This window comes from Cellulosilyticum ruminicola JCM 14822 (assembly GCF_001311925.1).
Taxonomy (GTDB): domain Bacteria; phylum Bacillota; class Clostridia; order Lachnospirales; family Cellulosilyticaceae; genus Cellulosilyticum; species Cellulosilyticum ruminicola.
Genome location: NZ_BBCG01000027.1, coordinates 24,943 through 45,781 on the forward strand (window position 1 = coordinate 24,943; position 20,839 = coordinate 45,781).

At 33.5% G+C, this 20,839-nt stretch carries 23 protein-coding genes and 2 pseudogenes; 4 read left to right on the top strand and 21 right to left on the bottom strand.

Annotated features, from left to right (window positions below; translation table 11 throughout):
- Positions 1–8 precede the first annotated feature (8 nt).
- The 21 genes and pseudogenes from JCM14822_RS10345 to JCM14822_RS10440 form a co-directional block, all read right to left on the bottom strand.
- A complete protein-coding gene (locus JCM14822_RS10345; RefSeq protein WP_054742142.1) occupies positions 9–1,043 on the bottom strand; it encodes a radical SAM protein in 1,035 nt (344 codons plus the stop codon).
- Complete coding sequence (locus JCM14822_RS10350; protein ID WP_054742143.1) at positions 1,043–1,273, bottom strand: hypothetical protein; 231 nt, start codon at positions 1,271–1,273, stop codon at positions 1,043–1,045. The genes JCM14822_RS10345 and JCM14822_RS10350 overlap by 1 nt, the downstream gene beginning before the upstream one ends.
- 13 nt (positions 1,274–1,286) lie before the next feature.
- Entirely contained in the window at positions 1,287–2,321 is a 1,035-nt protein-coding gene (locus JCM14822_RS10355) for an aliphatic sulfonate ABC transporter substrate-binding protein (protein WP_054742144.1), read from the bottom strand.
- 30 nt (positions 2,322–2,351) lie between these two features.
- Positions 2,352–2,615, bottom strand: coding sequence for a hypothetical protein (locus JCM14822_RS23120; protein ID WP_306307331.1), 264 nt, complete (start codon positions 2,613–2,615; stop codon positions 2,352–2,354).
- 35 nt (positions 2,616–2,650) lie between these two features.
- Positions 2,651–3,124, bottom strand: coding sequence for an ABC transporter ATP-binding protein (locus JCM14822_RS23125; protein WP_306307332.1), 474 nt, complete (start codon positions 3,122–3,124; stop codon positions 2,651–2,653).
- 11 nt (positions 3,125–3,135) lie between these two features.
- Positions 3,136–3,897, bottom strand: coding sequence for an ABC transporter permease (locus JCM14822_RS10365; protein ID WP_054742146.1), 762 nt, complete (start codon positions 3,895–3,897; stop codon positions 3,136–3,138).
- Between the two features lie 17 nt (positions 3,898–3,914).
- Complete coding sequence (gene metK / locus JCM14822_RS10370; protein WP_054742147.1) at positions 3,915–5,114, bottom strand: methionine adenosyltransferase; 1,200 nt, start codon at positions 5,112–5,114, stop codon at positions 3,915–3,917.
- A gap of 544 nt (positions 5,115–5,658) precedes the next feature.
- Positions 5,659–6,120, bottom strand: a pseudogene (locus JCM14822_RS10375) (flavodoxin family protein); the annotation flags it as partial.
- A 60-nt stretch (positions 6,121–6,180) separates the two neighbouring features.
- A complete protein-coding gene (locus tag JCM14822_RS10380) occupies positions 6,181–8,289 on the bottom strand; it encodes a glycoside hydrolase family 3 N-terminal domain-containing protein (protein ID WP_054742149.1) in 2,109 nt (702 codons plus the stop codon).
- 251 nt (positions 8,290–8,540) lie between these two features.
- Entirely contained in the window at positions 8,541–8,729 is a 189-nt protein-coding gene (locus JCM14822_RS10385) for a hypothetical protein (RefSeq protein WP_207643264.1), read from the bottom strand.
- Positions 8,730–8,861: 132 nt separating this feature from the next.
- Positions 8,862–9,782: an aldo/keto reductase gene (locus JCM14822_RS10390; RefSeq protein ID WP_054742166.1), complete on the bottom strand. Its 921-nt coding sequence runs from the start codon at positions 9,780–9,782 to the stop codon at positions 8,862–8,864.
- A gap of 83 nt (positions 9,783–9,865) precedes the next feature.
- Complete coding sequence (locus JCM14822_RS10395) at positions 9,866–10,069, bottom strand: helix-turn-helix transcriptional regulator (RefSeq protein ID WP_054742151.1); 204 nt, start codon at positions 10,067–10,069, stop codon at positions 9,866–9,868.
- Positions 10,070–10,109: 40 nt separating this feature from the next.
- Positions 10,110–10,361: a hypothetical protein gene (locus JCM14822_RS10400; protein ID WP_054742152.1), complete on the bottom strand. Its 252-nt coding sequence runs from the start codon at positions 10,359–10,361 to the stop codon at positions 10,110–10,112.
- Positions 10,362–10,494: 133 nt separating this feature from the next.
- Positions 10,495–11,091, bottom strand: coding sequence for a DNA-3-methyladenine glycosylase I (locus JCM14822_RS10405; RefSeq protein WP_054742153.1), 597 nt, complete (start codon positions 11,089–11,091; stop codon positions 10,495–10,497).
- A 90-nt stretch (positions 11,092–11,181) separates the two neighbouring features.
- Positions 11,182–11,790: a sugar O-acetyltransferase gene (locus JCM14822_RS10410; RefSeq protein ID WP_054742154.1), complete on the bottom strand. Its 609-nt coding sequence runs from the start codon at positions 11,788–11,790 to the stop codon at positions 11,182–11,184.
- Positions 11,791–12,419: 629 nt separating this feature from the next.
- Entirely contained in the window at positions 12,420–13,385 is a 966-nt protein-coding gene (locus tag JCM14822_RS10420) for a PfkB family carbohydrate kinase (protein ID WP_054742157.1), read from the bottom strand.
- Between the two features lie 17 nt (positions 13,386–13,402).
- Positions 13,403–13,930 (bottom strand): GH32 C-terminal domain-containing protein, encoded by a 528-nt coding sequence (locus JCM14822_RS25005; protein ID WP_408606198.1) that lies wholly within the window; start codon positions 13,928–13,930, stop codon positions 13,403–13,405.
- 6 nt (positions 13,931–13,936) lie between these two features.
- Positions 13,937–14,892, bottom strand: a pseudogene (locus JCM14822_RS23135) (glycoside hydrolase family 32 protein); the annotation flags it as partial.
- 117 nt (positions 14,893–15,009) lie between these two features.
- Complete coding sequence (locus tag JCM14822_RS10430; RefSeq protein ID WP_054742159.1) at positions 15,010–16,671, bottom strand: extracellular solute-binding protein; 1,662 nt, start codon at positions 16,669–16,671, stop codon at positions 15,010–15,012.
- A gap of 39 nt (positions 16,672–16,710) precedes the next feature.
- Positions 16,711–17,607, bottom strand: a complete 897-nt coding sequence (locus JCM14822_RS10435; protein WP_172674807.1) for a carbohydrate ABC transporter permease — start codon at positions 17,605–17,607, stop codon at positions 16,711–16,713.
- Positions 17,608–17,621: 14 nt separating this feature from the next.
- Entirely contained in the window at positions 17,622–18,548 is a 927-nt protein-coding gene (locus tag JCM14822_RS10440; RefSeq protein ID WP_054742162.1) for an ABC transporter permease, read from the bottom strand.
- A 290-nt stretch (positions 18,549–18,838) separates the two neighbouring features.
- On the opposite strand from JCM14822_RS10440, the gene JCM14822_RS10445 reads away from it, so the two are divergent.
- The 4 genes from JCM14822_RS10445 to JCM14822_RS24525 form a co-directional block, all read left to right on the top strand.
- Positions 18,839–19,771 carry a LacI family DNA-binding transcriptional regulator gene (locus JCM14822_RS10445; RefSeq protein WP_306307335.1) on the top strand — a complete coding sequence of 311 codons (933 nt, stop codon included), beginning with the start codon at positions 18,839–18,841 and terminating at the stop codon, positions 19,769–19,771.
- 7 nt (positions 19,772–19,778) lie between these two features.
- A complete protein-coding gene (locus JCM14822_RS24520) occupies positions 19,779–19,904 on the top strand; it encodes a hypothetical protein (protein WP_334291647.1) in 126 nt (41 codons plus the stop codon).
- A complete protein-coding gene (locus JCM14822_RS10450; protein WP_054742164.1) occupies positions 19,904–20,515 on the top strand; it encodes a YesL family protein in 612 nt (203 codons plus the stop codon). Before JCM14822_RS24520 ends, JCM14822_RS10450 begins: the two co-directional genes overlap by 1 nt.
- A 181-nt stretch (positions 20,516–20,696) precedes the next feature.
- Positions 20,697–20,839, top strand: a 143-nt coding sequence (locus JCM14822_RS24525; RefSeq protein WP_157047720.1) for a MerR family DNA-binding transcriptional regulator, incomplete at its 3' end; no start/stop codon positions are given.

The window sequence follows — 20,839 nt, forward strand, 5'->3', positions numbered from 1 at the left end:
TTTCCCTCCTATCTTAACCTTGCTAAATCTGTGTTAGGATGATTACCGCAACGTCTATAGTCATCGAAATCTACCGCTAAGTTATATTTTAATCTTAGTCTTTCAAATTCACGTGAGATTCTAATCATATACTCAAGAGAAGGATTTTTAGCATTCTTAAGAATTGCTATATCTGAAGGCTGCCAAATTGTAGCCGCTACAGATACACCAGCTTCTGCTAACTCTTCTGCTTCTTCACTTACAGCTGCAAAGGCTGCATCCTCTGTTCTAAAGCCTATACCATTTCCGATTTCAGTTCCTGTTACAAGTCCTGTATCTACTCTACCTCTACCAAAAATTTCAGCTGCAATCTTTAATCTTTTCTTCCACTCCTGATAACCTATGAACTTAGCTTTGCCTGGGCATAATCTATTAAATGCTGTTTCATTTAATACCTCAATATCTGCTGTATATGACATTAAACCTGTTTCATTGTATAAACGTTCTAACTGCTCTCTGTTATAAGCTGTTCCAATTAACTGACTTGGGAAACGATCTGTTTTAAAGAGTTTACCTATTTCCTTAAGAAGTTCAATATGATAATTAAGCTCATCGTCAAGAAGTTGTTTCCCTGATAATATAGAACCTGTTGTAATTAAGATATTGGCAAATCGCCCTCTTTGTTTAATACCTTCTGCAAGCACTTCTACGATTTCTTTAGGATCAGTTAAGAGCACTTCACCTTTCTTTTTCTTTTCTCCCCCTTGAGCACCTATAGGGCAATATTTGCATCCTCCACCTGGAGTATCCCAAAAATGGCAATACCAACTTCCTGTTACATCAAAGCGTTGAGGTCTATTCCCTATAAGTATTTGCATATTCTTGCCTGTTGAAGTCTGATGGTCAAAGTAATCTGCTCTCTCCCAGAAATCAACTGTTTCAATTACTTCATCTTGATCTGTTAAAACTAATTTGCTATCCACATTATCTACTAAATAAGGGGCACGATGCTGACGTTTTTCACCTGTATCATGGAATAATACAGAAGTTCCATCTCTGAACATTAATCCAGTTGCTTATAGCCTTGATCATTTGAGAAAAGGCAGCTAGCTGCAGCTGAATGAACTTTAGGATCAAATAACTTCATAGCTTCTTTAGAAAATACAACACCACGTCTTTGAATATCTGTTTTATAAACTACAAACTTAGGTACATCTGGATACTTTTTAATAACTTCCTTAGCAGATAATTCTTCACTTCTCCAGTCTCCATATTTACTTTCATCTATTCCCATGATTTTTCTCCCCCTATTCTTTAATGTTTTCTGAAAAACTATAATCAATATAATCTTCTATATTTAAATCCTTTGTGATAATATCTGAAGCTTTAAGAAACTCTACTGTTTCTTGAAGATCTTTCGCATCTTCTTTAGTAATCACAACTGGCTCACGAGCATGAGATAAAGCTGTTATTAAAAGATCTTTATCAATTCCAAATTGATCTGCATACTTCTCGGCATATTGCTCAGTATTAGCAGCTAACTCATCTACAGCTTTTTTATATGTATCTAAGAAAATTTGTGTAATCTCTGGATTTGCCTCAACATACTGCGTTCTTGCAATAATAGGATTTTCTCCTAAAAATACACCTGTTCCATCTACTAAAATCTTACCAACATCTTGAGCTTGTGCCTTTGTAATTGTTGGTTCCCATGTAGCTAATGCATCTACTTGATTAGAAGTAAGTGCTTGAATTTGTTCGCCTGTTGATAAATTAATGAGTTCTACATCATTAATAGAAAGATTATTAGCTTTTAAAACATTGTACAAAAAGTTTTGAGCAAATGAACCCACTACAAGTCCTATTTTCTTACCGACTAAATCTTCTACCTTTGTAATTTCTGAATCTTTTCCTACTAGTACAGATAAGGTCTGTTCCCCATTATAGGAAATACCAATAAGCTTTCTTTCTTGTCCTGAAGCAATAGCTGATACTGCTGGTACATTTCCGATTACACCAATATCTTGAAGTCCAGATGCAAAAGCTTCATTTTCAGGAGGCCCTGATTCAAATTCTGTGAAGTTTACTGTTACATCACCATAATTTGCTTCTTTTAAAGCATTCTGTAATAAGTTTTCATCTTTTAAAATATATGCTGGTAAAAATCCAACTGCTGGTTGAATCGCTACATTTAAACTAGTTGCTGCCTGACTTGTTTCTTGGCCTTCATTGCTAGCTGTTGCTGCTTTACCACATCCTGTCATCACCGCTCCTATAAGTAATGTAGATGTTATTAAAGTTATCATTTTAACTAACCCTTTTTTCCAAACTCTATTTTTCATAGTATCAACTCCCTTCATTTTTAAATAATCCTAAATATTGTACTCTTCAACAATCTCTTTGAATTCAAAGAAGTACTCATAAATTCTCTTTCTTAACTCTGTAAAATAATAATGATTACGATTTCTTGGTCTCGGTAAATCTATGCATATAATATCTTTGATACCACCTGGTTGTTTTCCCATAACAATAATCTTATCTGCTAAATAAATAGCTTCATCTATATCATGTGTAATCATAATCATGGTGGTTTCTTCTTTATATTTAATATTAATAAGCTCTTCTTGTAATTGCATTTTAGTAAATGCATCTAAAGCTCCAAAAGGTTCATCTAAAAAAGTATTGGTGGATTGTTTACTAATGCCCTAGCAATATTTGTTCTTTGTGCCATCCCTCCTGAAAGTGCCTTTGGAAGATGTTTTTCAAAACCTTTAAGATTAACTAACTCCAGTACTTCTTGTACCTTTTTTCTTTTATCTTCTTCTTTTCCTTCATCTAAGGCAAACTTTACATTCTCTTCAACGGTAAGCCAAGGGAATAGTCTACTTTCTTGGAAGACTACCCCTCTATCTTTTCTTGGTTTTAGAATTTCTTCACCATCTATAGTGACTTTACCGCCATGGTCTGCATCTAATCCAGCTAAGGCTCTTAGTAATGTACTTTTTCCACATCCACTGCCGCCTACAATACAAATAAACTCACCTTTTTGAATACTAAAATTAATATTCTTAAACACCTCTAACGTTTGCTGACCTACTTGAAATTGCTTTGATAGATTTTTAACTTCAAGATAACTTTTCCTCATCTCAATCCCCCTTACAAGTTCCATGCTAGAAGTCTTTTTCCAATCTCCCTAAGTATGACATCCATTAACTTTCCTACGATACCTATAGAAATCATTCCTACTATAACCACATCCATCTGCCCAAAGTTTCTGGCATTTGAAATCATATAGCCAATGCCACTAGATGATGCAACTAATTCTGCCGCTACTACACAAGTCCAGCAGCTTCCCATAGCTACCCTTAGCCCTGTAAAAATACTTGGAAATGCAGCAGGAATAATTAATTTAAATATATATTTTTTCCTTGGTGTCTCCATAACAGATGCTACTTCTAAGAGCTTCTTATCTGTATATCTAATGCCATCAATGACATTAAGTAAAACAGGGAAGAATCCTCCTATAAATATAAGAAATACTTTAGATGCTTCTCCAATTCCTGCCCATAAAATCACAAGTGGAATCCATGCAATAGGAGGTATTGGTTTTAAAAGCTGAATAAGTAAATCTGAACATTTTTGAAAACGATTTGAAAGTCCAATTAAAATGCCCATACTAATCCCACTTACTGCTGCTAGTAAATAGCCTTTTAACACTCTTAATAAGCTAGTACCTAAGGCACTTGGCAAACTCAAATCTATAGTCTTTCTTATAAATGTATCAATAATTGTTGTCAGCTTTGGAAAAAGTACCTCACTATAAGTCTCACTTGAAGTTGCAAAGTGCCAGAGTGTTAAAAGCAGCACTAGAGGAAGAAAATATTCTACGTATTCTATTAGTTTTACATTCCTTTTCATACTGCTTTTCCTTTCTTTTATGCAAATAATTTTTTAATTTCTTCAACCTTGTCTAAGTGTTCCCAAGGAAGGTCTATATCTGTTCTACCAAAGTGTCCATAAGCTGCTGTTTGTTTATAAATTGGTCTTCTTAAATCTAAAGCATCAATGATTGCAGCTGGGCGAAGATCAAATACCTTCTCAATAATCTCTACAATTTGTGCCTCAGGAATTGTACCTGTTCCAAAAGTCTCAACTGCTATAGAAACTGGTTTTGCAACGCCTATAGCATATGCAAGTTCTACTTCTGCTTTCTTTGCAAGTCCTGCTGCAACTAAGTTTTTAGCTACCCAACGTGCTGCATATGCTGCTGAGCGGTCAACTTTTGTTGGATCTTTTCCAGAGAAAGCACCACCGCCATGACGTCCTGTACCACCATATGTATCTACAATAATTTTTCTTCCTGTAAGTCCTGCATCTCCTTGTGGTCCCCCAATTACGAAGCGTCCTGTTGGATTCACATAGTAGATAGTGTCTTCATCTAAAAGCTCTGCTGGAATAACTGGTTTAATAACATATTCAATAATATCTTTTCTAATTTGTTCGAGGCTTATATCCTCTGAATGTTGTGTTGAAATAACAATTGTATGTACTCTTTTAACTGTTTGGCCATCTTCTCCAAATTCAACAGTTACTTGAGATTTACCATCTGGTCTAAGATAAGGAAGTGTGCCATCCTTTCTTACTTTAGTAAGTTGTCTTGTAAGTCTATGTGCAAAAGAGATAGCTGGTGGTAAATACTCTGGTGTTTCATCTGTTGCATAACCAAAAATAATACCTTGGTCACCAGCACCTGTTCCAAAATCTTCTGTAGCTCCATCCTGTTTTGATTCAAAGGCTTTATCTACACCAAGTGCAATATCTGCTGACTGTTCATCAATAGAAGTAAGTACTGCAATTGAATCTGCATTATAACCATCTATATTGTTTGCATAGCCAATCTCTCTAATTGTTTCCCTTGCCACTTTAGCAATGTCTACATAAGCTTTTGTAGTAATTTCCCCTACGACAAGTGCAAGTCCTGTAGCAACTGTTGTTTCTGCTGCAACCCTTGAATAAGGATCTTGTTTAATAAGTTCATCTAAAATTGCATCTGAAATTTGATCTGCAATTTTATCTGGATGTCCTTCTGTTACTGATTCTGATGTAAATAATTTTCCTTTATATAAATTTCCCATATTATAATCTCCCATCTATTTATCAAATTTTATATCAATATTTACTCTTAACTTTTAACCCTTACAAAGGATTTACCTTATTACTCCTCGGTACAACCTTATTCCATACTATACATACAATATATAATTCCGCCCGCTTTCATGTTTTTCATCATAAGTATCACCCCTTGTCTTAATTCCTGTAATTCATATTTGTTTTGTAAAATTTGATGTTGTAATCTTAACATTCTAACAACTAAAAAACAAAACCTATCTTTGAAATCGTTTGCAGCACCTCGCTATCTTTTAATTAAAAACGACAAAAAGACATAAAAAATTATGTCTTTTTTATTGTTTATTTTAATTTTAGAAATCGTTTTCTCTCAATCTTTTTCAAACTTTCCAGTATAATATACCCTTCTTATTCTATCTTCCATAATATCACCTGAATATATAATTAACTCCTATATCGAGCTTCGATATACGAGTTAATTATTTTCTGTAAATTCAAAAAACAAAAAGGGATAATAAAATTTATACATTTTATCACCCCATCACTCATTTTTTATCTAATGTTTTTCCCAAAATTATAAGCTTCTTCTAAAGCTTCATTTCCCTCTATATCACCTTTTTCTATAACGCCTCTTACTAAGACTTTTCCCTCATCTTCTAATTTAAAGTAATCCAATACAGATTGATACTGTACCTTAATCGCATCAAAAACAGTAGGAAGCGTATCTGCTGCTACTAATAAAAGCCCTAATTTTTTCACCTTAAATGCATTACGCTTAGGTGAATGTAAGCGATCTACTATAGCCTTTAATTTCGCACTAATCCCATAAAAATAAACTGGTGAAGCTATAACAATAATGTCTGTCTTTTCTAATTTCTCATAAACCTTAGTCATATCATCTTTTTGAAAACAACTATGGTCTTCTCTTTTAAAACAAGTGTTACACCCTACACAAGGATTTACTTTATAGTCTGCTACTGAAATAATCTCTACTTCATTATGCTCCCTTGCACCTTCTGCAAAGGCAAAGGATTTATATTATAGGCGGCTTATGTTGTAGCCGCCTGCATTTCACTATATATTAATGGTTACTTTTTGTAAGTCTTGATCTGCTGAACTTGCACCTATCATAAGTTCGATTTCACCATGTTCTGTAACTCTTTTCTCTTCATAATTTACAAATGAAAAGTCTTCACTTGTTAATGTGAATGTTACTGTTTTAGTTGTACCAACTGGAATAAATACTTTTGCAAATCTTACAAGCTGTTTTACAGGTGTCATCATAGAACTTACTTTATCATTGAAATAAAGTTGTACGATTTCAGCACCATCTCTAGCCCCTATATTAGTTACATCTACACTTATTGTTAAGTTTGCTTCATCTACTTTCATAGCACCATACTCAAAGGTTGTATAAGATAATCCTTGTCCAAAAGTAAATAATGGTGTTTCTGGTAAATCCATATATTTACCACCATGCCATCCAGGTAAGTAGTTATAATATACTGGTATTTGTCCTGTATGTCTTGGAAATGAAATAGGAAGCTTACCTGATGGATTCACATTACCAAATAAGATTTGTGCCACAGCATTTCCGCCAAACATACCACCATTGAAGGCCACCATAAATGCATCTGAACCTTCTACTACCTCTTCTACGCAAAGCGGTTTGAAAGAAACTAATACTGTTACGATTGGTTTACCTGTTTCTTTAAGCAATCGGAAAAGTTCTAATTGTTTACCTGATAATTCAAGGTTAGCACGGTCTTTGATTTCACCGGCTTGATCGATTTCATCTCCGATTACAAATACGATTAAATCATTTTCCTGAGCTACTGCTTTAGCAGCCATGACATCATCATTTTCATTTTCTAATACACTACACCCTTTAATATAACTTACCTCTACATCTTCTCCAGCTGCTTCTCTAATACCTTCTATCACTGTAGTATACGGTCTTACTGGCTGTCTGTCTGGATTTGGTAATGGATGTGTAAAGTATGCCCAGTCCCCATATTGTGTTTTGATGTCATCAGCATTTGGTCCAATAACAGCTATTTTATTAATTGATGATTTTATAGGAAGCACATCTTCATTTTTTAATAAAACAACACATTCATTAGTCATTTCTTTATTAAATGCTAAGTGCTCAGCACAACCTATGCATGCTGAGTCCATTTCTTTTTCAGGATGTTCAAATAATCCCATTTCAAATTTAATGTTAAGGATATTTCTAACTGCCTCATCAATAACAGCTTCATCTAATTTGCCTTCTTTAACCATATGGATAGCTGCTTCATAGAACTCTAAACTACTCATAATCATATCATTACCAGCTTCTGCCGCAAGTTTAGACGCTTCTTTTATATCAGCTGCTACATATTGTTTATTTACTAAACTATTTACATTATCCCAATCTGTTACAACAAAGCCTTGGAAGCCAAGTTCATCTCTTAAGATATCTTTAAGTGCTTTTTTACTTGCAGTAAAAGGCTCCCCATCTATAGAACCATAAGCTGTCATAATCGTAGCACATTTAGCATCTACAGCTTTTTTAAATGGTGGTAAGAAAACATCCTTAAGCTTACGATATGTCATTTCTGTATCATAAGAATCTCTTGCACCTATTGCTTCACCATAACCTATGTAATGTTTGGCGCATGCTAATATACTATCTGGACTATCAATGCTTTCCCCTTGATAACCTTCAATAATCGCTGCACCTAATTCTCCTGTAAGATAGGCATCCTCCCCAAATGTTTCATCTATTCTTCCCCATCTTGTATCCCTAGCAAGGCATAAAACAGGAGAAAAAGTCCAATGAAGACCATCTGCTGCTACTTCTTTAGCTGTAATTCTTCCCACTTGTTTTATAAGTTCTTTATTCCAACTACAAGCCATAGCAAGTTGAGTTGGAAAAATCGTTGCATGATCATTTAACCCGTGTCCATGAATGGCATCAATACCAAATATAACAGGAATACCATGTCCAGATTCTAATGCCACTTTTTGTACTTCTCTTGCATCATCTCCTAAAACATGGAGGAATGAACCTGCCCCTCTCTTAGCCCATTCTAACGCTTTTTCCCTTCCAAGATGAGCATAAGAAACCTGCACCATTTGTGCTACCTTTTCTTCTAACGTCATTACTTTTAATAGTTCTTCTATCTTGCGGTTTTTCATAAATTATTCCCCTCCAACAAAACAAAATATTCTAAATTAATTTAGCTATATCTTGATTATATATGTTCCTTGGCCATTTAACAATTACTATTTGAATCAGCAAATAAAAAAACGTTACAAATTCTCTTAATCGCAACGTTCTTTTTTCTTATCTAACGCCTTCTTCTTTCTCTAGACTTACAACTTTTCACTTTTTTACTAGAAATCTGCTTCTTAATAAACTCTAGGTATTTTGCTGTCTTTTCATCTTCTTAAAGATCTTTAATTGTATTTAACCCTACAGCTAGTTCTCTATTGGTATATAACGTATGAATATGCTTATGACATGCCTCACAAATATAAGATATATGTTCTTCTTTCCCACCTTCTGCTCTAAGTAATAAATGATGCTTGGTTAAAACAACATTTTCTCTATAACATAATTCACATGTACCTTCCATGTTGGGTTTACTTTCCTCCTTGTTAATTTAAATCTATATTTCCCGAAGAATACTTTTTCTATTGCAACATAAAAATAGCATCCACTAACTTTCGTTAATGAATGCTATGTTCATTTTAAATATTACCAATCATTATGGTAATAAATGTCCTGCTGATAAATAAATTTTATACCATTCTTCTCTTGTAAGCTTAATATCTGCTGCCTTTGCAATTTCTGTCATACGTGATGTTTTCATACTGCCTGCAATGACTTGCATATTAGCTGGATGACGTAATATCCAAGCCGTAGCAATAGTAGTTGTTGTTACGTCATAATTAGCTGCTATTTCTTCTAACACTTTATTAAGCTCCGCATAATCTTCACTGTCTAAGAATAGTCCTCCCCAGTTAGGCTTTTGGAATGGTGACCAAGCTTGAATTGTAATATCATTTAATCTGCAATAATCTAAAACACTGCCATCTCTATTAATTGCTCCATCTGTGTTCATATTGACTTCCATACCGACAGATACCATATTTGAAACTGGTACACTAAATTGAAGCTGATTCACTAAAATAGGCTGCTTCATATACTTTTGTAAAAGTTTCATTTGCATTGGATTTTGATTAGATACCCCAAAGTGTTTTACTTTGCCCTGACTTTGAAGTGTATCAAAAGCTTCTGCGACTTCCTCTGGCTCCATTAAAGCATCTGGGCGGTGAAGTAATAACATATCTAAGTGATCTATTTGAAGTCTTTTTAAACTACCTTCCACACTCTCTAAAATGTGTTTCTTAGACAGATCATACATTTTTCCTGGAATAATACCGCATTTAGATTGTAAAAACATCTTTTCACGTAACCCAGGATTTTGTGCTAAAACTTGCCCAAAGATTTCTTCACATTGTCCACCACCATAAATATCTGCATGATCAAAGAAGTTTAACCCCTGTTCCATGCAAGATAAAATATAACTTTCGGCTTCTTTTACTGTTAATCCACTCATTCTCATACAACCAACTGCAACAGCTGATACTTCTATATTACTGCTTCCAAGATGAATCTTTTTCATATTTTCTCCTTTAAAATCAATAAGTTTTATCTTTAGTATATTATCTCTATAATAAGACATATACATATGATATGAATCTCCTGCTAATCCTCCATAAATTCAAATAAGTCCTCTACTTTAGCATTAAATATCTTAGCAATATCCATGGCTAATTTTAGTGATGGATTATACTTACCATTTTCCAAATGCACAATAGTTTCTCTTCTAGCACCTACCATTTCGGCCAGCTCACTTTGTTTATAACCAAACTTTTCTCTGTATTCTCTAACCTTTGTTTGTAGCGCCATATTAGACTCCTTTTTGATCCATGATTGAAAACATTACTGTTCACACAATAGATATAACCATAATAGATACTACAATAACCCAACCTACAATTGCTACACTCATTGTATCTACATGACCTATAATGGCACACATCCAAGCAGCTACAACCATAAGCCCCACAAATAATTTAAGACAAATAGCATCACAACGTCTTAGATTTTGTTCTGCAAGTTCATCAAAGAATTCTTCTAGCATATATTGCAAAACTATCTTTGTACCAACAATCTCCTTTAGCGATACTTTCTTATCCATAATATCTATCTCATAAAGTGATATATTTCTCACATTCATGTGATAAATATATCACTTTATTTCTGAACATTCAATACTAAAACTAAAAATATATAACTTTATGCAAAATTCACTTTTCTAATTCATTGCTTAATTAATAAAAGCTTTCAATATACTTTATATTTCCTAGCTGTACTAATTCCTTATACCTAAAACACTTTGGTGCATGGTCGTTAATAATACCGCAAGCTTGAAGATGTGAAAAAACAGTAATAGAACCAAGGTATTTAAAGCCTCTCTTCTTTAAATCTTTGCTAATTTTATCAGATAACGCATTGCTTGCTTCCCATTGACCATTATGATGTTTAGGATAAATATAAGTCTGATAATCTGTAAATGCCCATATATATTGATCAAAGCTTGTAAATTCCTCAATAATCTTAAGAAATGCCTTAGCATTTGAAATGATAGCTTCTATCTTTCTTCTAGATTTTATCATCCCTTCCACATTCATAATGCGTTCTACATCTTCTTCTGTGTACTGGGCTATTTTTTTATAATCAAAGTTTGCAAAGCATTCCCTAAAAATCTCTCGCTTCTTTAGCATTAATGACCAGCTTAAACCACACTGCATCACTTCTAATGAAATATATTCAAAATGCTTTTGATCATCATGTAAAGGATTTCCCCATTCTTCATCATGATACTGCTGATTCAAATCATTATCCTTGCACCAATCACATCTTTCCATAAAGTCCTCCTAAGTTTGCTTTCTACTTTCTTACAACAAGAATATAAAGGTATTTAATTTTATACTATTTTCCTCCAAATCCTCTGCTTACTAAATCAGCCATGCCTCTTGATCAAATCCCTTATTTTTATAATAAAACTTGCGGTCTTCCTCTGTAATTTTTCTAATGACCTTACATGGATTACCTACTGCAATAGACCAGTTTGGAATGTCCTTAGTCACCACGCTGCCTGCCCCGATGACAACATTATTTCCGATGTTAACACCTGGACATATTACTGTATTACCACCAATCCAACAATTATCTCCTATAGTCACAGGTATCCCATATTCATACATACTATTTCTTGAATCCGGATGCACTGGGTGACCCGCTGTGTAAATTGCCACATTCGGTGCCATCTGGCAGTTATCCCCTATGATTACTTTGGCTACATCTAAAATTGTACAATTATAGTTAGCAAAAAAGTTTTTACCTGCTTCAATATTAAATCCATAATCACAATAAAATGGTGGATTAATAAAGGCATCTTCTGATTTGCCTAAAAGCTCTTTTACAATTTCACTAATGGCTTCAAAATCACTTCTATCTGTAGTGTTTAATTTTTGTGTTAATCTTCTAGCCCGTTTTTGCTGTTCAAATACATCTTCATCTCCAATATATGGTAAACCTGCATCTCTTCTCTCAATATTATTCATAAATATTTTCTCCTTTGCCATTTTATTATTTATTTTAACCTTCCACAATTGCTATGGCAATCATGCTGAGTCCTATATAAGTAATCATAGAAGAAAATAAGCTTTGCTTCAATGTACGTTGCTTTGTTACCACATAAATAATACTGCTCATCAAAAAGATTATGCCTACTAAGCCACTACTAATTAAAAACCATTGTCCTCTTTCAAAGTATTGTTCAACAAATGCATAAGTGACGCATCTTTTTGATAAAGTACAATCTCATACGGGAGCACAAGATCTCCACATCGAAGCATAACAGTAACAAACTGATGTCCATATACTGTTTTTCTTTTTAAATGGAAGTTATGAAATGAACAACCTTGAATGATATTTTTAGCCTTTGACGAGGGCACTGTTTTCTCATTAACCGTATCATTTCATTTCCTGAAATAGTAAAGATTTATCCCATGAACTTTTGTTAAGAAATCTGGAAATTGTTGTGTAATGTTTTTCGATATTAAATTCATTTACATCTGCAAAGAAAATTATTGAAACTAATTTTGCACATTTATAGTATATAATTTCATACTTACAAAAAGAGCTACAACCTAACTAATCTAATTGATTAATTAGGCCCTAGCTTTTTTTATTACTTTGTATTTTTTACTTTTTCGATTTCTTCTATTTCTGGCATAGAGCAGATTGCACCTTTTTTAGTTGTTACAATGTATGCTGCTGCATTAGCAAAGATAAGCATTTCTTTCATATTTTCTTCACTATATCCCTCTAAGCCATTTTCTAAAACATAGTTTAATACACTTCCACAGAATGTATCTCCTGCCCCAGTTGTTTCAATAGTGCCACCTAATCTAAATGAAGGTACAAATACTTTTTTGTCTTCATAGTAACAGTAACTCCCTTCTGCACCAGCTGTTACATTAAAGATTTTTATTTGAGGATATTTTACTTTTAAAGTCTTAACGCCTTCATCAAAATCTGATGTGCCTGTCATAAATTCAATTTCATTATCCGCAATTTTTAAAACATCACATACACTAAGCCCGTACATAATTTGTTCTCTTGCTTCATCTAGACTATTCCATAAAGGGGCACGTAAATTAGGGTCGAATGAAATGATTGCACCCGCTTCTTTGGCTATTCTAATAGCTTCCTTTGTAGCTTCTCTCACATTTTCATGAGTCATTGATAAAGTACCGAAGTGGAATATCTTTGCATTTGTAAGAATCTCTTCATTTAAATCTGCCTTTTCAAGCATCATGTCAGCACCTGGTTTTCTATAGAATGAAAAGTCTCTATCACCATTTTCAAAGGTTTGTACAAAAGCAAGGGTTGTAGGAATTTCCTTAGAAAGACTAAGTCCTGATATATCAATACCAACTTCTTCTACTTTATCCTTTAAGATATGTCCAAACATATCATCTCCCACTTTTCCAATGAAAGCTGTCTTCTTTCTAAGCTTATTAAGCATAGCTAAAACATTACAAGGTGCACCTCCTGGATTAGCTTCAAAGAGGGGATTACCTTGCCCACTTACACCATTACTTGTAAAGTCTATTAATAATTCACCTAGCGCTACAACATCAAATTTTTTCATATTCTTTGCACCTACTTTTACATATTAAGTGTATATTTTATAACATTCATTTTTACATTTCCAAGAGCTTGGAATGTAATTTGATCTGCTTCTAACTCTGTATAAATTGTAGTTGTGATTACTTCTCTTCCATCTTCTAAGAAGATTTCAATACTATGTTTATCCATGATGATTCTAGCTTTTAAGTAACCTTCTTTATTAGTAACTGCTGCTTTTCTATGGTGTGCAAATGCTCTTCTAGAGCCAGCCGCTTCGCGGTTTACTTCTACTGCTGCTTCTTTAGGACGGAAAACAAAGTCTGTATGATATGTATCATTTTTAGCCATTGAAATAACGAAGCGATCATAAAGAGTTTCCTTATCTGCCGCACTAATTTCTACTGTCATATCAAGACATCTACCTGATACTTTATCTAATGTAATCTCCGTGTTATTTACTTCAACATCTGTGTATTTTACTTCATCAGCTCTAAATGCTTCAATTTCTCTTATTGGGCTTTGATATAATCTGCCATCTATAATGCTTACTTCTCTTGGAAGTGACATTTGTCCAAAGTATGGCTCATTAATATCACGTCCACCACAAGTATCCCAGTTTTGCATCCATCCAATCATGACTCTTCTACCATCTGGTGTACAGATACTTTCTGGTGCATAGAAGTCAATACCATAATCAACTGATTGATCATATTGTGGTACGAATTCATCTGTTTCTTCGTTATATTCACCGATTAAACAAAGTGTGCCATTTCCATTGTAGTACTCTGTTCCTTCTGCAATCATATCTTGTGGACTTACAATGATAACACCTTTTCCATCTAATTCAAAGAAATCTGGACACTCCCACATTTTTCCGAAACGGTTATCATTTTTAGCAAAAATTTTGCGAATTCCCACTTAACGCAGTCTTTACTTTTATATAGAAGGAGATTACCACATCCATCTGCATCGCGGCCACCAATTAAGCTGCGGTATACGCCATCTTTTCCTAACCAAATTTTAGGATCTCTAAAGTCTACTGTGCTAAGCCCTTCTGGAATTTGATTCGAAGAAATAACTGGGTTTGCTTCATGTTTAACATATTCTTCGCCATCACCAATTGCTATAGCTTGTTGTTGGTATTCTTTTTCAGTGCCATCTTCCATTTTTTCTTTCATTACACTTGTATACATGAGTAAGTGTTTACCATTTTGCATTGTGATAGCATTACCTGAGAAACAGCCAAAACTATCATATTTTTCATCTGGAGCAAGAACCACTGGTTTGTACTCCCAATGTAAAAGGTCTTTACTTACAGCATGTCCCCAGTGCATTGGACCCCATGCAGCATTATATGGATGATATTGATAGAACATATGATAGTTCCCATCATGATAACTAAATCCATTAGGGTCATTCATCCAACCCACTCTTGAAGTAAGATGGAAACATGGACGATCTTCTGTCTTTATATTTTTTTCTTTTGTTACTTCATATTCTCTTGCTTGTTTAAGCTTTTCACTCATCATATTGTTATAGTCCCCTTTAATGAAAATAATGTCTTTTTGTGCTACTAAATAAGGGCTGCCAATTTGACAGCCCTCTTAATAATTATTTCTCGTGCTGAAACTTATCTATCTTCCTAATTATTTTGCATAATATGTATCGAGGTATTTTTGGAAGATAGCAAGGTAATCTTCTAACCCATATGCATCTAATTCTTTAAGATACTCATCCCACTTAGCATCTGTTAAACCATCCATAATCCAGGCTGCTCTATTAGTATTAATGTATTTTTGGATATCTGTTTGTAAGTTTGATAGTTCCTCTGTATCGTCTGAACTCATGAATACATTTGGATATACATATTTACCATTCATATCTTTTGTATAGTAATCTTTAATCCAGTCTAATCTGTACTTAGCATCATCTGGACATGTTACATATTTACCATAGTATTCATCAAGAATTGCAAGTGGTCCACCTACAGCTTCTGCTTCTCTTACTTCAACAGGTGATGCCTCTCCGAGACTAGCATGTTTTAACATCTCGTCGCCATCTGCATTAGTACTTAATTCAAAGATATCAAATCCATCATCCTCACCATATGTTCCCCAGTTATTTTGTGGAGATTGAATAGGTGCATACATTTGATCTAACCAAGCACAAACTAATGCTGGCTCTTTACATACAGCTGTTACTACGCAGCGTCCACGATCAAATCCAGATGTAAATGAACTATTTTCAGGTGTAATGTTAGTTGTATCTGCTTTTAATGCTGCAAGTGGTACGAAGTCTGTTATATTATCAATGTTAGCAACATCCCATGAGAAGCATACGCCGTATCTTCCTGATTTACCTTTTGCAACGTATGTCGCCCATTCTTGTGTAAAGCATTCTGGATCAATTAATCCTTGTGTATATAATTTGTTAAGCCAGTTGATTCCATCTTTGTAGCCTTGTTGTGTTGCTGTACAAATAACTTTAAGGTCATCTGTTACTGCAATATGTCTTGAATCATCATTATCTCCATATCCTTCACCAAATCCATTGATAAGTAAAGAAGGGTCTTGGTCTCCGTTATTAACGATGCAAGACATTGGAATAATGTCTCCATCGATTCCAAACTCAGCTTGAAGTTTTGCTGAATTATCTTTAAATGCGATTAAAACTTTTTCAAATTCATCTACTGTTGTAGGCATTTGAAGCCCAAGGAAATCAAGCCATTTTTTATTGATAAATGACATATTTCCCACTGCTTGAATCGCTGTTTTTTCTGAACCTAATTGTTCAATCCAAGGAAGCGCCCATATGTGTCCATTTTCATCAGTACACATTGTACGATATTCAGGATAAGCATCAAAAACTGCTTTTAAATTAGGCATATAGGCATCGATGTATTCTTCAAGATTAATGATAACCCCTTGTTCTGCATATTTAATAAGATCATTATCATTAAAGCCAGCTGTGAAAACAAAATCAGTTAATGTATTTGTGTTTGCCATATTGAGCGCAATTTTATCTCCCCATTGGTCAGATGAGATTGCTGTCCAATCTACATGTACATTTGTACTATCTTGAAGGCGTTTGAAAATCGTTCTATTGTTTGGATTTGCTTCTGTTCCTACAGGATAGCTTGTCATCCCTGTAATTGTTGCAGTTTCTGCAAGAGGAAATGAAAGTTCTGATACGTCAACCTTTTGCATTTCTTCTCCACTATTTAAGCTTTGAGAGTTACTTCCGCACCCTGCTAAAGTTCCCATTGCCATGGCTGATAATAAAGTCCAACATAATAAATTCTTTTTCATGATTTTGTTCTCCTTTTCTCTTATTATATTAACTTCTATTTATCCTTTTACTGACCCTGCCATAATTCCTGCATCAAAATATCTTTGGAAGAATGGATACATTACAAGCAGTGGTAAGCTTGAGATAATAATCGTTGCATATTTTAATAATTCAGCAAGCTGTGCTCTTTGTGCTGTACTTTGCATATCTGAGATCATGCCTGATTCTGGTTGATTTTGTATTAAGATTGATCTTAAAACTAATTGTAAAGGTTGTTTTGATGCATCATTTAAGTAAATCATTGCATCAAAGTAGCTATTCCACATACCTACGAATTGCCATAATGCTAAAACAGCAATTACTGGTGTACATACTGGTATTAATATTTTAGCGAAAAATTCTACATCATTTGCACCGTCTACTTCAGCGGCTTCTCTAAGTTCTGCTGGAATGCCTTGATAATATGTTCTAGCAATAATCATGTTCCATACACTAAATGCTCCAGGAAGAATGATTGCCCACATACTATTTAACATACCTAATTTACTTATTAAAAGGTAAGTTGGAATTAATCCACCACCAAAGAACATAGTGATTACAAATATGATATTAAAGAAACCTTTTCCTTTGAAATCTGCTCTAGACATTGGATAAGCACATAACATTGTTATAGCTACTGATACCACTGTAAATATTATTGAGTAAATAATTGAATTTTTAAATCCAACCCAAATCTGTTTATTAGCTAAAACACGTTCATAAGCTGTTAAAGTCCATTTACTAAAGTCAAATGTGATACCTTGATTTTGTAGTGTTACTGGATCAATGAAGGATGCCACAATGATATATAGCATTGGCACAATAATTGCTAGTACAAATAATCCTAATAAAATGTACCCTGTTATGAGAAAGGCTTTATCAGCAGTTCCATATCTTGAAAACTTATTATTTTCCATAATTTTTCTCCTTCCTATAAGCCTTTGCCATCATTCATCTTTTTAACTGATTGATTTACGATAATCAGAAGAATTAAATTGATGATTGTATTAAATAAACCGATTGCCGTTGAAAAACTATAATCACCATCTAAAAGCCCTTTTTTATAAACATAAGTTGCTATAATTTCTGAAGAATGTAAGTTTAAATCTGTTTGTAAGGCATATGCTTTTTCAAATCCAATGCTCATGATATTTCCTGCTGCTAAAATAAATTGAATAACTACCATATCTTTAATTGCTGGCCATTCAACCGCTTTTATTTGTTGGAATATATTAGCCCCATCAATCATAGCTGCTTCTTTTAATTCCTTACTTGCGTTGGCTAATGCTGCTGTATACATAATAGAAGCCCAACCAGCTCCTTGCCATATTCCACTTGCTATGTATATACTTCTGAATGCTTCAGGCATTGTTAAGAAATTAAGTTTAGTTCCTAACAACATATTAATTGGACCATTAACAGAAAGAAGAATTCTAACCATACCACATAAAACGATGATAGAAATGAAGTTTGGCATATACAGTACTAACTGTATCTTTTGCTTAATCTTTGAACTTCCTATTCTATTTAATAGTAAGGCTAAAATAATTGGTACCGGGAATCCCCATAACAATCCATAAACAGCTAGTTTCAATGTATTAAGAAGATATCTTATAAAGTCAGGTGATGATAAGAATCTTTCAAAATACTTTAGTCCTACCCATTTACTTCCTAATATGCCTTTGATTGGGTTGTACTTTTGGAAAGCAATCAGTATTCCTCCCATAGGAATATACTTAAAAATAATTGTCAGTAGTAAAGCTGGACCTAAGAACAATACATATAACTGCCAATGTTGTTTCAAATATAATAATGTATTACGCAAGCTGTTGTTATTTGTTTTTTCCTTTAAAGGCATTTTAAACTACTCCTTTCTCTTATCTTGTGCATCATTGTGCAAATGTAAAATGAATTTTCTAAATAAAACTATTTATACTGTTATTATAATCATTTTTTTATATTTGTGTCAACATATATTTTTACATTTGCACAAATTTTATTTAGTTTTTGCATCATTTGTTTTACATTTGACTAATGCAATTGAAGAATATATAATATATTTAAGAATATATAATATCAACAAGTACATACTACACGATTTCATTTATTTTACATTTGCACAATTTCATAGATAAGGAGTTTATATTTATGGCTGAAAGAGTAACTATACAAGATATAGCAGACGCCCTAGGCTTGTCACGAAATACCGTATCAAAGGCAATTAACAATACTGGCGTTCTAGCAGATAGTACAAGAGAAAAAATATTACAAAAAGCAATTGAAATGGGATATAAGCAATTTTCCTATTTAGCTTCACTACCTAGTCCAGAGGAAGTCAATAAACAAATAGCTAAGGCTCCTGGAGAAATAGCCTTATTTACAGGGAATTTTATTGGGAATTCACATTTTGCCTCAATTATGTTAGATAAATTTCAAAAAGATATCTCTGCATTAGGATATAGTATGACCATACACAGAATTTCACCTGAAAACATAGAGACACAAACTTTACCGATTACATTTAATCCAATTAATACAAAAGGGATTATGTGCATTGAAATGTTTGATTATAACTACTGTAAAATACTCAGTGACTTAAATCTTCCTATGCTCATGGTAGATGGGCCTGTGCTTACATATGCCAGACCTTTAAATGCAGATATGTTACTTATGAATAATAATACAGGGATTTTTGAATTAATAAATGATCTTCAAAAGAAGGGATTAAGTAAATTCGGATTCGTTGGTGAAATCACTCACTGTCGTTCATTCTTTGAACGTTATACAGCATTTAGAGACGCAATGTACTTATACTCTCTTCCTGTTGTTGAAGAATATTCACTTAAAGAAGCAAGCCCTAATGGCATGCACTATACAGAGTATCTATATAATTCTGTAGAAAATATGAAAGAATTACCTGAAGTTTTTATCTGTGCCAATGACTTTGCTGCCATTGATTTGCTTCAAGCATTAAAAAAACAAGGCATTAATTGCCCAGATGATATCTTAATAGTTGGATTTGATGATTCACCAGAATCAATAGCTTATGACGCCAAAACTTACAACTTGTCACATTCATAGTCAAATCATGGGGTTCTCTGCAGCGCAGTTACTCATCTCAAGAATCAATCAACCTGATTTAAACTATCGTACACTTTATACAGAGACAGATCTTATCTATAGAGAATCAACTTTAATTAAAGGAGAAAAATAATGTTTAGTAACTTACTTAGTCCTGATAACCCTATTATGCAGTTTATTACTAAACTAGCTTATACCATTTGGCTTAATATCCTTTGGTTTATCTGTTGTATCCCAATTGTGACAATTGGCCCATCTACTGCTGCACTCTTTTATTGCTGTCAGAACATAGTAAATGATACAGAAGGACGTATCACAAATAATTTCTTTAAATCATTTAAGGCAAATATGAAACAAGGGATTCGTATCAGTGTTATCCTAATAGCTTTAGGAAGTATCTTAACCGTAGATGGCTATGTGCTTTATCACTTATACACTAAATCTGTATTTTGGACTATACTTACAGCAATCTTCATTGTAGCGTGCATTATATTTGGTATGATCCTCATGTATATCTTTCCTTTACTTGCTCGCTTCCAAAATACAACTTTTGCTATGTTTAAGAATGCGCTTATACTAAGTGTCCGCTACTTACTATGCACTATTCTCATGGCACTTATCTATTTTGCAATGCTCGTCATAGTGGTGAGATTCTATACACCTGCCATCATCTTTGGTATGGGTACTTGTGCTTTTTTATGTTCTCTTTTATTAAGTAGAATTATAAAACAATTAGAAACTTAACTTTTCCAAATTCATATGCTTTTTCATGACATTAGCATATTTTCATACCTACTCCCCTATCTATTTATATGATTTCTATATTCCTATTGCATTTTTATATTCTAAATCATATAATACATTGTAATACCTAAACTTAGCTTTAGATTAATATATCTTTACATCTTATATGGAGGACACATTTATGTATACGATTGGACAAGTCTCTGAAATGTTTAATCTACCAGTATCAACATTAAGATATTATGATAAGGAAGGCTTATTCCCTAATCTTGAAAGGAAATCCGGCATTAGAGTATTTAAGAGCAATGAACTTGAAGCACTTCG